The sequence below is a fragment of the Mesorhizobium argentiipisi (SeqCode) genome (genome assembly GCF_037179585.1).
GTDB lineage: Bacteria > Pseudomonadota > Alphaproteobacteria > Rhizobiales > Rhizobiaceae > Mesorhizobium > Mesorhizobium argentiipisi.
The window spans coordinates 341,804-354,773 of the sequence record NZ_JAPYKO010000001.1 but is presented as its reverse complement, the minus strand read 5'-3'; the positions used below and the strand labels follow the sequence as shown (position 1 = coordinate 354,773).

At 58.4% G+C, this 12,970-nt stretch carries 13 protein-coding genes, 1 tRNA gene and 2 pseudogenes; 9 read left to right on the top strand and 7 right to left on the bottom strand.

The features are described from left to right. Positions 1 to 11: 11 nt before the first annotated feature. Positions 12 to 722 carry an SIMPL domain-containing protein gene (locus O7A05_RS01585; RefSeq protein ID WP_337091191.1) on the bottom strand — a complete coding sequence of 237 codons (711 nt, stop codon included), beginning with the start codon at positions 720 to 722 and terminating at the stop codon, positions 12 to 14. A gap of 220 nt (positions 723 to 942) precedes the next feature. Here O7A05_RS01585 and O7A05_RS01580 point away from each other — a divergent pair. After that, a tRNA-Ile gene (locus tag O7A05_RS01580) sits at positions 943 to 1,018 on the top strand. An 83-nt stretch (positions 1,019 to 1,101) separates the two neighbouring features. Here the strand turns inward: O7A05_RS01580 and O7A05_RS34330 are convergent. From O7A05_RS34330 to O7A05_RS01560, 4 genes and pseudogenes are all read right to left on the bottom strand, one after another. Continuing rightward, positions 1,102 to 1,580: pseudogene (locus O7A05_RS34330) on the bottom strand (tyrosine-type recombinase/integrase); the annotation flags it as partial. A gap of 645 nt (positions 1,581 to 2,225) precedes the next feature. Beyond that, positions 2,226 to 2,473 (bottom strand): annotated as a pseudogene (locus O7A05_RS01570) (hypothetical protein). A gap of 602 nt (positions 2,474 to 3,075) precedes the next feature. Continuing rightward, positions 3,076 to 3,231, bottom strand: coding sequence for a hypothetical protein (locus O7A05_RS01565; protein WP_337091189.1), 156 nt, complete (start codon positions 3,229 to 3,231; stop codon positions 3,076 to 3,078). Between the two features lie 293 nt (positions 3,232 to 3,524). Next, the gene (locus tag O7A05_RS01560) at positions 3,525 to 3,755 is read right to left on the bottom strand and encodes a DUF6074 family protein (protein WP_337091437.1); all 231 of its coding nucleotides are present in this window, start codon (positions 3,753 to 3,755) and stop codon (positions 3,525 to 3,527) included. 102 nt (positions 3,756 to 3,857) lie between these two features. On the opposite strand from O7A05_RS01560, the gene O7A05_RS01555 reads away from it, so the two are divergent. Next, on the top strand, positions 3,858 to 4,349 hold the full coding sequence (locus O7A05_RS01555; protein WP_337091449.1) for a hypothetical protein: 492 nt from the start codon (positions 3,858 to 3,860) through the stop codon (positions 4,347 to 4,349). A gap of 137 nt (positions 4,350 to 4,486) precedes the next feature. Here O7A05_RS01555 and O7A05_RS01550 read toward each other — a convergent pair whose 3' ends face one another. Both O7A05_RS01550 and O7A05_RS01545 read right to left on the bottom strand, forming a co-directional pair. Further along, a complete protein-coding gene (locus O7A05_RS01550) occupies positions 4,487 to 4,762 on the bottom strand; it encodes a hypothetical protein (protein ID WP_337091436.1) in 276 nt (91 codons plus the stop codon). A 167-nt stretch (positions 4,763 to 4,929) separates the two neighbouring features. Continuing rightward, positions 4,930 to 5,139 (bottom strand): cold-shock protein, encoded by a 210-nt coding sequence (locus tag O7A05_RS01545; RefSeq protein ID WP_095769174.1) that lies wholly within the window; start codon positions 5,137 to 5,139, stop codon positions 4,930 to 4,932. Positions 5,140 to 5,584: 445 nt separating this feature from the next. On the opposite strand from O7A05_RS01545, the gene O7A05_RS01540 reads away from it, so the two are divergent. The 7 genes from O7A05_RS01540 to O7A05_RS01510 all read left to right on the top strand — a co-directional run bounded on the left by O7A05_RS01540 (position 5,585) and on the right by O7A05_RS01510 (position 12,742). Continuing rightward, positions 5,585 to 5,788 (top strand): DUF2285 domain-containing protein, encoded by a 204-nt coding sequence (locus O7A05_RS01540; protein WP_337091188.1) that lies wholly within the window; start codon positions 5,585 to 5,587, stop codon positions 5,786 to 5,788. A gap of 152 nt (positions 5,789 to 5,940) precedes the next feature. Next, a complete protein-coding gene (locus O7A05_RS01535) occupies positions 5,941 to 7,101 on the top strand; it encodes a LysR family transcriptional regulator (RefSeq protein ID WP_337091435.1) in 1,161 nt (386 codons plus the stop codon). 165 nt (positions 7,102 to 7,266) lie between these two features. Next, positions 7,267 to 8,280, top strand: a complete 1,014-nt coding sequence (locus O7A05_RS01530; RefSeq protein ID WP_337091187.1) for an amino acid ABC transporter substrate-binding protein — start codon at positions 7,267 to 7,269, stop codon at positions 8,278 to 8,280. A gap of 68 nt (positions 8,281 to 8,348) precedes the next feature. After that, the gene (locus tag O7A05_RS01525; RefSeq protein ID WP_337091186.1) at positions 8,349 to 9,536 is read left to right on the top strand and encodes an amino acid ABC transporter permease; all 1,188 of its coding nucleotides are present in this window, start codon (positions 8,349 to 8,351) and stop codon (positions 9,534 to 9,536) included. A 74-nt stretch (positions 9,537 to 9,610) separates the two neighbouring features. Beyond that, the gene (locus tag O7A05_RS01520) at positions 9,611 to 10,663 is read left to right on the top strand and encodes an amino acid ABC transporter permease (protein ID WP_337091185.1); all 1,053 of its coding nucleotides are present in this window, start codon (positions 9,611 to 9,613) and stop codon (positions 10,661 to 10,663) included. 12 nt (positions 10,664 to 10,675) lie between these two features. Continuing rightward, positions 10,676 to 11,455 carry an amino acid ABC transporter ATP-binding protein gene (locus O7A05_RS01515; protein WP_337091184.1) on the top strand — a complete coding sequence of 260 codons (780 nt, stop codon included), beginning with the start codon at positions 10,676 to 10,678 and terminating at the stop codon, positions 11,453 to 11,455. Positions 11,456 to 11,509: 54 nt separating this feature from the next. Continuing rightward, positions 11,510 to 12,742 (top strand): MalY/PatB family protein, encoded by a 1,233-nt coding sequence (locus tag O7A05_RS01510; protein WP_337091183.1) that lies wholly within the window; start codon positions 11,510 to 11,512, stop codon positions 12,740 to 12,742. Positions 12,743 to 12,970 lie beyond the last annotated feature (228 nt).

Here is a 12,970-nt window from a genome sequence, read left to right as displayed (position 1 = left end):
GCCGACCGACGTTACTTCAGCTCGAAGGTGACCGTGACCTGGACGTTGTAGGAGTTTTCGCCGGCCTGCACCGGGACGGCCGAACGGGCCGCATCGAACGACTTGGCGGCCATCGGCATCGGCGCCGGCGCGACATTCTGGTCGGTGATCTCAAGCACCTTGCCCAGGCTGACGCCGGCCGCTCCCGCAAGCGTCTTTGCCTTGGCCATGGCGTCGGCGACGGCCTTCTTGCGCGCCTCGGTGATCGTCGCCTTCGGATCGTCATTGGTGAAGGTGATGCCGCCACCCTGATTGACGCCGAGCGACACCGCCTTGTCCAGAATCTCGCCCGTCTTGTCGACATTGCGCACGCGCACCGACAGCGTGTTGGTCACTTGGTAGGCGACGAGCTCGGCTTCCTGACTGCCGTCGGCCTTGTTGGTGTAGTTGTAGCGCGGGTTGATCTGTATGCCGGCAGTCTGCAGGTCGCGTTCGGCAATACCTGCGGATTTCATCGCCGCGATCACCGCCGCCATGGCGTCGTTGTTGGCATCGAGGGCTTCGCGCGCGCTCTTGGCCTCGCGCATGACGCTGAGCGATAGGATCGCCATGTCCGGCGCCACCGTCGCTTCGCCTTCGCCGGACACGATGATGCGGGGCGGAGGCTGTGTGTCGGCGGCGCTTGCCAGCGCCGGGAACGCGACCGCGGCAGCGAGCGCGATGGGCAAAAGATGTCTGGTCATGAAAACTCCTCGAAGTCTGCGGTCCGCGGCCCCGGGGCGCATCTGCCTCGACCCGCAAAAGCATCGATTCCCGGCAGTGCGGCGCAAGGGCCGGACCTGTTTCGCGCCATATGGGCGCAGGCCGCTCTACGGCGCGAATATGGGCTGATTTTGGCGTTTTGCGCCAGCGCTTTCGAAAGCCTTGTGCAGACGAGCGAAAAACACTAAGCCAGCCCGCGTGGGGCCTGTAGCTCAATGGTTAGAGCCGGCGGCTCATAACCGCTTGGTTGGGGGTTCGAGTCCCTCCGGGCCCACCATTATCGTTATTTATCAATGGCTTACGGGCAGGTTCGCCAACAGGTTCGCCAAAAGGTTCGCCAAGCATGGGCTTGCGCGTCACAAGACGCACGACTCGATCCATCCCCTGGACCGCCAGCCGAACCTGCGATGCCTCGCGCGAATAGAGTTCGGCATGATCTGTCGTCGTGAGCGGACACATCCATGAGCTGTCTGGTTGAGGCCTCTGCCTCTGCGAGGTAAACGCCCAAGCGACTTTCTCAGTCCGTGCAGCGTCAGCCCTTTCGGAAGCCCGGCGAGCTTGCACCAATGAGCCATGGTCCCGGTCAGGGATTTTGAGGAGAAGGGCTGGCCATAAGCCGTGACCAAGACCGTTTCGCCGCGCTTGTCAGTGGCATCGAGGATTTCGGCAAGCATCGGTGTAATCGGAACGAAAAGCCGCTTGCCTCCGGTCCTGGTCTTATTCTTGGCCTGGGTGATGTCGAAGCCGTCGAACTGACGTTCCTCGCCATCGATCATGACCCTGCGTGTGACCCTCTGGTCCCATCGCAAATCGGCGACATCGCCGCGACGATTGCCCAGCCAAAGCGCGAGGCCATAGCAGGTGCGCGCAGCCGTCCCGAGCGGCCAGCGCTGTTCAAACTTCTGCATTGCTTCGCTTGGCCAAGCCTTCCAGCCTGTGTAGGCGGGACGCCATTCCACAGCTGCGGTGGGATCGATTTCGATCCAATCCAGGCGTATCGCGACATTGATGAGTTTGCGTATCGCGACCAGCAGGTGCTTAGCCTTGTGGGGTGTCGCGATGAAGCGTCCCAGAAGCTCCTCGACGTGCACTCGCCGCAGGTTCTTAACAGGCACGTCGCGCCATGTAAGCGGGTGGTCATCGACAACCCGCAGACCCAGAAATTCCTCGATCAAACGGCTGTTCTTGAATTTCGTACTCTCATCATGGGCGAGCCACTTGACCGATGCCTTCAATCTCTGCTCCGCCGCACCGAAGGTTCCCGGCAAGGCAGCACCCGGCATCGTTACAACCAGCGCTTTGTGGATCTTCCGGCCCTCGACCGCGGCTTGATAGGCTTCCTTGAAACATCCATCGTTCGGGGCGGGCAGCGTCACCAGACGTCCGTTGGCGCGGTAGCGCCACCGCGTCGTTCCATGCCGATCCTTGTAGGAAGACAAGCCCGGATATTTGTCTTTCAGGCGCTGTTCCATCAGGGACCTAGACTATTCTCGATGATGATACGCTTGCAAGAGAAAGTCGACAATATTCTCTTCATCGTCGCCGGGGAGATCGGCGAACGTGGCCTCCAGTTTGAGGCGATTCCAGATTACACGACTATCTATTTTCTTCGGCTTTGGCATGCGGCGGTCAGCGACCATTTGGTCAAATTTGTTACGCCTACTCCGACATAACGAGCGGCCTCTTCACGTGAGAGACCCCGAGGAGGGTAGGGAAGGGAGTCGCTTTTCATGACATCGCCGCCGGCATATGTCCGCCTAGTGCACGGACTTCTGTTCAGAGATCAGGATCTAGAGTGCATCAACCTTCGCCGGAAGGGCGCCGATCAAGCACTGCGGCAAATTGCGGTCTCGGCGTATAAATAGGATGGTTCTGTGTTCAGGTGTTCGAGTCGGGAGAGCGCTACCGCCTTTCCCCCCGGTCAGAGACCATGCGATTTTTCTACAGTGTCGGGCGTGATGGCCTGTCTCGGTGCCGCTAAGACCTGTAGGGAAACGGGAGAGTCTGACCCGAAAGCTATCCACGGCACGTACGGCAGCTTTGCGCCTCAATTCCAGACGCTCAGTTGAGGTTTCGTGTTACCCCAATGCGGACATGGGGATTAACCGCTGCGCATCACCAGGGCGATCCGCTCATTACGGGACAGATCCATGCACACGGCATGGACAATGAAGACGATCTTTTCAGGGGCGGCGAGAAGCAGGTCCACCGCCCACTCTGATCTATCCGGCGAAGGCGTGGACGATGGCGAAGCCCACGCCGACAGCCACGCCCGTACCGAAGGCGTACCATGGCGCGGGCCCCCCGCTTCTAAACCATGGATACCTGAAGCTGTCAGTTCAGCGTCGGTTCGCCCATCGTCTCGGTAAGAAAGGACGCGGCGATCAAATCGTCCGCGTCGATACGTAAAGAGCCTTCGCCGCGCCCGATGATGGCCGCGACCTTCTGGAAGATCTTAATCTCATGTTCGGTGATCCCGGCGTCCCGCATCCTGGTTCTCAGATCGGCGACACGCATCCCGAGCAAACGGGATGTTCCGATTTCTCTATTCGACATTTTGGTAAGTCCTCCTCCCCCCGCCCGTGTCTGTTTCGCCGCCACCCGAATCCGCAGCCTGCCGACAGTCTGGTGTTGCAGTTGAGGAGCATCAGCATGCCCGTTCGTAAGAATCTGCTAATATTATGAATGAATGGTGAATGGCGCGCGGCTGTAGTACGGCCCTTGGTGCGATCGCGGAAGGCAGGCTTATTGTCCGGTCGCGGGCCGGGCCGGAGAGGCAGCGGCTAGGCGGGTACGCTGCAGAGCAAGGCCGCCTGAACGGCGTCGAAGAAGCGACGGACCTCAGCGCGCGCACCGTTTGCGTCTTGGCCCCGTTCGGTCGCGACCGAAAGCAGATGCGTAGCAGTTTCCCGCCAGAGCGTAGCCGCCTCGTCACTCGGAAGGCGAGCAATTGCGTTCGCCACGATTCGAATGGCGGGAAGCTCTCGACTAATTGGGAAGGCATGCACCGACATGGACCGGATGACCCGCAAATGTTCCACGCCGAACCTATCGATCGAAAGGAAATAGAAGCTTAAGGGGGGCGGCCCAAGCCATTCGCCAAGACCGCGTCGCCAATGTTGCCGCTGCCCTTCGCCACGGTTTTGAATCTGAAGCGCGACTCGCTGCCGCATGAAGATAAGCGGAACCTAATATGCGCCGCTGCTTATGCCAAAATGAGTACACGCGGCGCAAATTTCCTGGAAATATGGATGGCAGAGCATCTGCCGGATGCGGTGACCAACGACCCGGCCGCGATAAACGATCTAGCCGACCAAGCGATGGAAGCTGCGGACCGAGAGGGCATCGCGGTAAGCGAGATCTATGAGGAAGTCGGCAGCGTCTTTGAAGTGATCGCGGCGGCGATGCAGCACCGCGATGGCTTGATCGAGACAGATCTCGCCACCTTTGATCTCTTGGCCGGCCGGTTGTCCCGAGAAGCAAACATATCCGAGGAGCAAGCCCACGATCTGGTCGAACGTTTCGGCACCGATTGGGAAGTCCTGCTCAACGAAGCCCATTTTATGAAAGAACTTGAAGGCCGCCTTGGGGAGGTGAAAGAACAGTAGGCGCTGCCCCGGCGGGATTGACCTCTGGGGCATTTAGGAACAGACGATTTTCCCCCGAAAAATCCTCCACGCGATATCGCGATCATCGTATTCCGCTCGCGTAATCGCCCGGGGTCCGAGCCCGAACGCCGTTTGGTTCAGATGCGATCAAAGGTGAAGGATGTTAGAAGGCTAGTGACGAAATTGCTTGCCTTCTCTTTGACGAGAACCTCGGTCCATTCGTCGTTCCCTCGGAGCCTAAGGTCCGTGGAGATGCTGTCTATCGCAGACTCTTCGAGGCGCTTAATATGGGACAAGAATAAAGCCTCGTCGCCTGTTTTATAGATGTCCCGCACGACTAACCGGAGAATTTCCTGGATTGCGATTTGCCACGCGGTATTAATTGTCTGAAGCTCGTTTATTTTGTTTGTCATCGAGATTTCCTCGACCATCTTGGCCTTCGGCCCGCCGCCAATATCCATCTATTCGAAGCGCACATTCCGCCGAAATTAAAAAAGGTCAGGCAGATTTGCCTGACCCCCATTAGTTCTCATGCTTTCACAGTGCCAGTACATCCGTGGTCAAAGGAAAGCTGATCCGATTAGACGGCCTGCAGCTTACCGGCCGACATCTTGCCTGACTTGCTGTCCCGCTCAAGTTCGTAGCCAATCTTCTGGCCCTCAACGATTTCACGCATACCGGCGCGCTCGACGGCAGAGATATGAACGAACGCGTCGGCGCCGCCGTTGTCGGGCTGGATGAAGCCGAAGCCCTTGGTGGAATTGAACCATTTAACTGTGCCAGTGGTCATGATGAACCCTTTCATAGCAATATTGAGCCAGGGCAACGCGAATGCGCTGCCGATTGAAGATGACGATTTTGAAAGAAAGTTCGTTCAGGGCGCGTTGCCAAGCGCGCGATAACCAAAGCTCAGCCAGCAATATCGACGACCAGTTCCTATGCTGCCTTGCCACTTATGTCAACTTTTGGTTTTTCGGGCCCTCGATTGCAACTTATTGATGTGCAGGCGATACGAACTTCGGATTTAGCGTCTCCACCGGAGATCAACCCTGGGGTCGTGAACCTTGTCGAGGTTCCGCCGGATCTGCAAACGCGGGAGGGCAGCGGCATCATACCGTTGGACGACATGGCGCACGACCGGCTGCAAGCTATCGAACGGTTCATCCGCTTGATCCACAGGCAACACCTTCCCGATCCCCCGATTGACCGCGGCTCAGCGCCGGCGCCTCGCTCACATGCTGCGATGCTTGGATGGCCGGGAAGAGCAGGCATCCCATTTTGAAGTCGCGACCGCCTTGTTCGGTCGGCGACTGGTCAGCGCCGCCGACTGGCACGACTCGGCTTTTCGATATCAGACGCGTCGATTAGTGCGCGACGGCTTGAAGATGGTCGAGCGCGGCTATCGCCAATTGCTTCGTGCGCGACGGCGCTTTTCCTGAAGAGAACCCGACGTCGCCTGGTTCACTTTTTGCGTTGTCTGCAGGTCCGGCCTCGATCCTGAAGTGAACGGGAGCTTTGCGGCCATGTCTGTCGTTCAAACCCGCTTGTGCAACGCCTGAAAGCAGACCTATTTTCAGATCGCTGCTTGCCGGTGGTGCTCTTTGCTCAACAGCCGCCTCAACAATCGCCTGGTGCGATGATTGATTTCGATCAGTGCTGGTCCAGGGGCGTCGGTCATCGCTGGGGCGGAACTATCTTCACTGTCCAGGCGGCATCTGTCACCTTTAATACCTCACTTGGTGGACGCGTGGTGAAGAGCCGCGGTCTCTACGGACGAGGTGCCGCTATGAACTTTGTCGACATGGACCTCAACTTGTTGCGCGTTTTCGATGTGATGATGCGTGAAAGAAGCGTCACGCGCGCGGCAACCGAATTGGGCAGAACACAATCTGCTGTAAGTCACTCCTTGGCGAAGCTTCGGTTTCTATTGCAGGATGAATTGTTCACCAGAGATGGGGGCGAGATGCGGCCAACGCCTCGGGCAGTGGAGTTGCTGTCAGACATTTCTGCCGCGCTGGCAACCATCCGTGCCTCGATCGACCGGCATCAGGTGTTCAATCCGGCAACGACCAGACGCAACTTTCGCGTTGGACTTACCGACTACCATGCCATGATATTCATCCCGGGGCTCATTCGAGAGTTTTCGAGGCAAGCTCCTAACGCAACACTGAACGTCATTCCGGCAAACGGGCCCGACATCGGTTCATCGGTCTATTTGAGGCAAGTTGACTGTGCGCTGACGGGAGCGGCAATTCGCGACGACCCCAATCTCTTGAAAGTGGAACTCGGGCAAGATCGGCTATTTTGCGCGGTGTGGAGTGGAAGCAAGATCGCCAAGGGCGGTATGACGCTGGAAGCTTACCTGGCCAGTTCCCACCTCCAGATCTCCGCCGATGGTCAAGCAGAGGGGCTGGCAGATGCCGCCCTGAAGCAGCGCGGTCTGCGGCGCAACGTCGTTGCCACGATCTCGAACTATCTGGTGCTTCCCAGGGCGCTGCGCGGCACCGAACTGATCACCCATTGCGGGGATGCCATTCTGCAGATGCTGGATGAGAGAAGTGAAGTGAGCCTTATCCCGCCACCGCTTCCTATTTCGGATGTCAATGCGTGGCTCATAGTTCACCGTCAGATGGCGAACGATCCGGGGACCAAGTGGCTCCGGGAGGTGATTGTGGACATCTACAAGGAGTCCCAAGCCAGGCGCCGAGCTTCAATCGTCGGCATCGGAGTAGCGGGGCAATCCAAACAATAGCGCCTTAGCCAATTGTCGCTGTCCGCGCCCTCGAACTCGCAGCCAAATCCAAAACGCAACATCCGCATTATGAACAGAGCTCATTTTCGGAATGAGGATAATCAATTTGACGAATAGTTTGCCGTACGTGCAGACTGGACTCAACAAAAACAGGGGAACACCGAAATGAGATCGATGCTTAAGGGTTTGATTGCCGTAGCCATGGCGTGCGCCGCCTCATCGGCGTGGTCCGCAACCCTCGACAATGTCAAGAAGAATGGAGTCCTCACCTGCGGCACAAATTCAGCAACCGCGGGCTTCAGCCTTCCGGACAATGAAGGCAAGTGGATTGGATTCGTCGTCGATTACTGTCGTGCTGTGGCTGCCGCCGTGCTTGGCGACGCGCAAAAGGTGAAGTTCATTCCGTTGACGCCGAAAGATCGCTTCACCGCGTTGCAGTCGGGAGAGATCGACATTCTCGCGCATAACGCAACCTGGACATCCTCCCGCGACATGTCGCTCGGCATTCTTTTCGCTGGCACGTACTTTTACGACGGCCAGGGATTCATGGTGCGCAAGGCCGATAACATCACTTCAGCCAAGGGGCTTGAGGGCGCATCGATCTGCGTCACCCAGGGCACCACAACCGAATTGAACCTTGCCGACTACTTCCGTTCGCAATCGCTCAAATACAGCACGGTTGGGTTCGCCGACGAGGAAGCTGTCGTGAAGGCTTTTGAGGAGGGGCGTTGCGACGTCCTATCCGCGGACACCTCCACCTTGAACGCTTCGCGGTTGCGCATGGCCAAGCCGGACGACAGCATCGTGCTTCCCGAGTTGATCTCCAAGGAACCGCTTGGCCCAGCGGTGCGGCAGGGCGATGATCAGTGGTTCAACGTGGCGAAGTGGACGCTCTATGTCATGGTGGCCGCTGAAGAATTTGGGGTCACCTCGAAAAATGTCGATGCAATGAAATCGTCGGACAATCCGAACATCCGCCGTTTGCTCGGCGTAGAAGGCAGCATAGGCAAGGACATCGGGCTCGGCGACAATTGGCCGGTCGAGGTGATCAAGCAGGTGGGCAACTACGGTGAAGTCTTTGACCGGAATGTCGGCAAGGACTCGCCGCTCAAAATGGAGCGCGGCCTCAACGCGCTCTGGAACAAGGGCGGCATTCAGTACGCTCCGCCAATTCGCTAACAAGACATCGTTGCCGGGCGCTGGCGCATAATCGCCAGCGCCGTTGTGCTTACCCGACAGGACCGGCCATGTCCGATTTGACGCTTTCCGTGCAGCCGGGCAGAAGCCTCTCTTTGCACAATAAGAAGGTGCGAGGCATTTTCTACCAGGTCCTGCTCGCCGGCAGTCTGTTGGCCTTGGCCCTCGGTATCGGCATCCAGACCACCTCGAATATGCGGGCACGGGGGATCCCGCTTTCATTCGGCTTTTGGAATGAGGCTGCCGGCTTCGACATCAATCAGACGCTCATACCCTACGACACGCTTTCTACCTACGGCCAAGCCTTCTGGGTGGGCGTGGTCAACACGCTCTACGTCAGCTTGCTGGCAATCCTGTTGGCAACCTTGCTCGGCTTCGTGGTCGGCATTGCCCGCTTGTCGCAGAACTGGATCGTGGCGAAGGTCGCGACTTCGTATGTCGAGGTCATACGCAACATCCCGTTATTGCTGCAGCTGCTTTTCTGGTACAACGCCGTCCTCAAGCCGCTGCCCGCGCCGAAGTCGTCGATCGAAATTCCCGGCGGCATCTACCTCAACAATCGCGGCCTCATAATTCCGGAGATCCAACTGCATCCGGGAGCGGGGCTGGTGGACCTGGCATTCGCGGCAGCCATTTTCTTCTGCATCGTCTTCTGCTTCTACGCCAAGCGCGCCCAGAGGCGAACTGGCAGGCAACTGCCAGTGCTCTTGGTTAGCCTCGCGACCCTGATAGGGTTTCCCCTCGTCATTTTCCTGGCGGCCGGCGAGCCGGTATCGTTCATAAGGCCGCAGCTGCACGGGTTCAATTTTCAAGGCGGACACCAGCTCTATCCGGAGTTCGCCGCTCTCCTGATCGGCCTGTCGGTCTACACCGGATCCTACATCGCCGAGATCGTCCGTGGTGGCATCCAGGCGGTGCCGAAGGGCCAGACCGAGGCTGCCTACGCGCTGGGGCTCTCACCGGGCAAGACGCTTCGCCTGGTCGTTGTTCCGCAGGCGCTGCGCATCATCATACCGCCTCTGACAAGTCAGTATCTCAACCTGACCAAGAACTCGTCGCTTGCCGTCTTCGTCGGCTACCCCGACCTCGTTCAGATCTTTGCGGGGACGGTGCTCAACCAGACGGGAGCGGCCGTCCAGGTGATGGCAATCACCCTGGCGGTCTATCTCGCCATCTCCATCGTCACCTCGTTGGCCATGAACGCGTTCAACCGGCATTTTGCGATCGTCGAGAGGTGACGCATGACCGATCAATCCTTGCGTCCACCAATTGTCAATCTCGCACTGATGCCGGCGATGTCCGGCCGAGTCCGTTGACCTGGATCAAAAGGAATCTGTTCTCGACGCCTTTCTCAGGCGCGCTGACAATATGCTTTGTCCTCCTTGCGGTGTGGCTGCTGCATCAGTTTCTGAGCTTCGGCATCCTCAACGCGGTCTGGAGCGGCGGCCGAGAGGCCTGCCGTGCGAACCCGGAAGGAGCCTGCTGGCCCTTCATTGCGGAGAAATTCGATTATCTGCGATACGGCGCGTACCCCATTTCCGAGCGGTGGCGCGTTGATCTCACGCAGGCGATCGGGGCCATCCTGATAGCTTGGCTGCTGTGGACGAAGGCTCCGCGGCGCAAATTGGCGGCAATGCTATTTTTCGTTTTCTACCCCGTTGCCGCCTTCGTTCTCTTGCGTGGCGTCGCTCTGCTCCATTTGCCCGTGATTGATACCACGCTCTGGGGCGGGCTCTTGATTACGCTGCTCATGTCGATCGTGGGCATCGTCTTCTCGCTTCCGATCGGGATCCTCCTGGCGCTCGGACGCAGGTCGGACCTCCCAATCGTCAAGGCGGTTTGCCTAACATTCATCGAAGTCGTTCGGGGCGTGCCGTTTATCACTGTGTTGTTCATGGCGAACTTCATGATGCCGCTTTTCGTGCCGGATTACTTGACGCCAGATCGTCTCCTGCGCCCGCTCATCGCCATAGCCTTGTTCTCCTCCGCCTACATGGCAGAAGTTGTGCGGGCCGGTCTTCAGGCGATCCCGAAAGGCCAATACGAGGCGGCGAAGGCGCTCGGCATCAGCTACTTCGACATGATGCGCCTGATCGTACTGCCCCAGGCATTGACGATCGTCATCCCGAGCATTGTCTCGACATTCATCGGCCTGTTCAAAGACACGACGCTGGTTGCCATTGTCGGCATCGCAGACTTCTTGAAGGCCGTCGAAACGGCGCGGGTCGATCCGAGCTGGGCAGGCCCTACGATCTCCTCAACAGGGTACCTTTTTGCGGGGCTGGTCTATTGGGGCTTCTGCTTCGGCATGTCCCGTTACTCGCAGTCAATGGAGCGCCAGCTGGCGCGCGGCCACAAATCCTAGGAACGAACGACGATGCCTCAAGCAGTGTACACTCCGAGAAGGGAAGCACCCGGCGAGTCCGTCGTCGCCGTCGAGCTGCGCGACGTTAACAAATGGTTCGGCTCGTTCCATGCGCTCAAGAACATCAATCTCTCGGTGCCTCGCGGTCAGCGAGTCGTGATCTGTGGCCCATCCGGGTCGGGCAAATCGACCATGATCCGATGCATAAACCATCTCGAGGAGCATCAATCGGGCGAGATCATCGTCAACGGCAAGCCAGTGACACAGGATCTTCGCAAGGTCGACGAAGTCCGCAGCAACGCCGGGATGGTCTTCCAGCACTTCAATCTGTTCCCCCATCTGACAGTGCTCGAGAATTGCACACTTGCGCCGGTGTGGGTGAGGAAGATGCCGCGGATGGCGGCAGAAGAATTGGCGCGCCATTATCTCGATCGCGTCAAGATCGCGGAGAAGGCGACCAACTATCCGGGGCAGTTGTCGGGTGGCCAGCAGCAACGCGCTGCGATTGCCCGTGCCCTCTGCATGAACCCAAGAGTAATGCTCTTCGACGAGCCGACCTCCGCCCTCGATCCGGAGATGGTGAAGGAGGTCCTTGACACGATGGTGTCGCTCGCCGGCGAGGGCATGACGATGCTCTGCGTCACGCATGAGATGGGCTTCGCGCGGGAGGTAGCCGATCGAGTGGTGTTTATGGACCACGGCGAGATCGTTGAGGCGAACACACCACATGAGTTCTTCGCCAATTCCCGATCGGAGAGGGCGCGCCAGTTTCTGGCGCAAATCCTCAAATAGCGACGCCGCAGGCAATGCGGCAAGCGCCACCACAGACTTTTGCGGGCATTACAAATGGCATGTGCAGACACGTCCAATCCGTCGATCGCGGCAGCAAGCGTTGCAGGAGTGGATTTCGACGAAATCCACGACCGCCAGCAATTCGGATCGGTCAAATGGGCCAATCAATGGGATGAGTTCTCCCCGCGGGTCGAGGGCGAAGACCTGCTCTCGCTATGGACGGCGGATATGGATTTCCGGGCTCCGGAAACCATCGTCGCGCGGCTGCGCGAAGCGGCAGATCACGGTATTTACGGCTACACCCGTCGCGATCCGCGCCACTATGAGATCGTGCAATCGTGGTTTGCACGACGCCACAACTGGTCGCCGAAGCTGGAATCGTTGCTTCCCGCGCCGGCGATCATGCCGTCGGTGGCGACGATACTGCGAACCTTCACGAAACCGGGTGACGGCATCATTGTTCAGGCGCCTGTGTACTCGCCCTACTTCGAAGTGGTCCAGGGAAACGGACGGGTTCTGCTTATGAACCGCCTTAAGCTGGAAGACAACAAGTATGAGCTCGATCTCGACGACTTCGAGACGCTGGCGGCAAGCGGCGCCAAGATATTTCTACTCTGCAACCCTCACAATCCTGCCGGAAAAGCCTGGACGCTTGAGGAACTGGCGGCACTGAACGCTATTTGTGAGCGCCATGGGGTTTTGGTCATTTCCGACGACATACACTGTGACATAAGACTGTCCGGCCGACCCCACATTGTCTTCTCCTCCATCTCGGAGGATGCGGCCGAGAAGTCGTTCATCTGCACGGCGCCGACGAAAACCTTCAACTTGGCCGGCATTCCCTCGGCGACCATTTCGGTGGCGAACAAAAAGCGCCGCGACAAGCTTCTTGCCGCGATGCAGGCCTCATTCATGGTGAACGCGAATTTTTTCGGCCGCCTCGCCCTGGAGGTCGCTTACAGTACCGGCGCGCCATGGCTCGACCAACTCACACGCTACATCGCCGGCAACATCGATCTGGTCTGCGAATTCGCCCGCGAACACCTTCCAGGAATTACGCCGATGATGCCCGACGCATCGTTTCTGGTGTGGTTGGATGCGCGCGCGCTCGATCGCCGGGTGGAAGGAGTTCAGCAGTTCTTTGTCAATCGTGCCGGGGTCAATTTGTACGATGGCCGCGTATATGGGCCCGGTGGCGAAGGATTCATTCGCCTCAATGTCGGCTGTCCGCGTTCTCTATTGCGTCGAGGGCTGGAGCGCATGGCTAACGCGCTGGTCTCGTCGTGACAAGGGGCTTAAGCCGGAGTCGGCGAAAGCTCACTTTCTAGCGAATCATCCTCAGACGTCCTCCGGGCAAGTTACTGTCATTGACCGACTTCCGCCCGCCACAAGCGGACAATCTGGAAACGGCCCATTGCCGCCGTTCTGGAGCATGTCTCCGAACGTTCGCAAACGGGGTTAGCTACAATCGACTGTTTGGCGTCACGGGAACGATACGGAAGATCTTTGAGTTTG

What these genes read in the sequence shown, in the direction of transcription:
- O7A05_RS01540 (WP_337091188.1), top strand. Translation starts at nt 5,585, where the DNA reads ATGCTGCGATGCTTGGATGGCCGGGAAGAGCAGGCATCCCATTTTGAA.
- O7A05_RS01510 (WP_337091183.1), top strand. Translation starts at nt 11,510, where the DNA reads ATGGCATGTGCAGACACGTCCAATCCGTCGATCGCGGCAGCAAGCGTT.
- O7A05_RS01545 (WP_095769174.1), bottom strand. Translation starts at nt 5,139, where the DNA reads ATGACCACTGGCACAGTTAAATGGTTCAATTCCACCAAGGGCTTCGGC.
- O7A05_RS01515 (WP_337091184.1), top strand. Translation starts at nt 10,676, where the DNA reads ATGCCTCAAGCAGTGTACACTCCGAGAAGGGAAGCACCCGGCGAGTCC.
- O7A05_RS01565 (WP_337091189.1), bottom strand. Translation starts at nt 3,231, where the DNA reads ATGCGGGACGCCGGGATCACCGAACATGAGATTAAGATCTTCCAGAAG.
- O7A05_RS01525 (WP_337091186.1), top strand. Translation starts at nt 8,349, where the DNA reads ATGTCCGATTTGACGCTTTCCGTGCAGCCGGGCAGAAGCCTCTCTTTG.
- O7A05_RS01585 (WP_337091191.1), bottom strand. Translation starts at nt 722, where the DNA reads ATGACCAGACATCTTTTGCCCATCGCGCTCGCTGCCGCGGTCGCGTTC.
- O7A05_RS01530 (WP_337091187.1), top strand. Translation starts at nt 7,267, where the DNA reads ATGAGATCGATGCTTAAGGGTTTGATTGCCGTAGCCATGGCGTGCGCC.
- O7A05_RS01550 (WP_337091436.1), bottom strand. Translation starts at nt 4,762, where the DNA reads ATGACAAACAAAATAAACGAGCTTCAGACAATTAATACCGCGTGGCAA.
- O7A05_RS01555 (WP_337091449.1), top strand. Translation starts at nt 3,858, where the DNA reads ATGTTGCCGCTGCCCTTCGCCACGGTTTTGAATCTGAAGCGCGACTCG.
- O7A05_RS01560 (WP_337091437.1), bottom strand. Translation starts at nt 3,755, where the DNA reads ATGTCGGTGCATGCCTTCCCAATTAGTCGAGAGCTTCCCGCCATTCGA.